The following is an 835-nucleotide window of genomic DNA, read 5'->3' as shown; positions in this document are numbered from 1 at the left end:
GACCGTTTCAGCGGCTACAGCGAAAAACGCGCCGGGGAGTCAGAGCAGACGCTCGCGCAGGTGGACGCGCTGGCGTCGGTTATCCCGTTCGGACAGCCGATCCTGATTGGGCATCACAGCGAACGCCGCGCGCGACGGGATGCGCAGCGTATTGAAAACGGTATGAAACGCGCCGTGATGCTCTTTGAACGTGCGGAATACTGGGAGGATCGGGCGCATGCCTCCCTGCGTCTGGCGAAATACAAGGAACGCCCGGATGTGCGTTACCGCCGTATCAGAAAGATTGAGGCGGACAAGCGCAAGGCGGAGCGGAATATTGCACAGGCGCAGAAATATCTGACGATGTGGCGGGCGCAGACGCTGGATCTGAACATGGCGCGGCTTATCAGCAATTACGATCACCTTTACACCTGTTTCCCGCTGGAGAAATACCCGCGCCCGCCGGAGAAAAGCCAGTACGAAGGCCAGATGTCCCTGCATTCGGCGCTTGAGAATGAGATTATTACTTTTGAACAGGCCCGCGATATTGCCGCCCCATATCATGAACGCACGATCCGCCATCAGCAGCGCTGGCTGAATCATTACCAGAACCGCCTGGCCTATGAACGCGCCATGCTGGACGAAAGCGGCGGCGTGGTCACCCGTACCCGGGATTTTGAGCCGGGCGGGCAGGTCCAGAGCCGGGGCGAATGGCTGACCATCATCCGCATCAATAAAAGCGGTGGTGCGGTCAGTTCGGTGGTCACCCCGCATTACAGCTTTATGCGCTGCAACGGGACCATGACACTGACCCCCGACCGCATCACGGACTATAAAGCCCCGTCAGCGGAAGAAG

General features: G+C 59.2%; 1 protein-coding gene. It reads left to right on the top strand.

The annotated features are described in order from the left end of the window. A partial coding sequence (locus FDW94_RS24170; protein ID WP_249358463.1) for a DUF3560 domain-containing protein occupies positions 1-835 on the top strand: 835 nt, incomplete at both ends.

The organism is Citrobacter sp. wls757 (assembly GCF_005280935.1).
Classification (GTDB): domain Bacteria; phylum Pseudomonadota; class Gammaproteobacteria; order Enterobacterales; family Enterobacteriaceae; genus Citrobacter; species Citrobacter portucalensis.
This window is presented reverse-complemented; position numbering and strand designations above follow the sequence as displayed.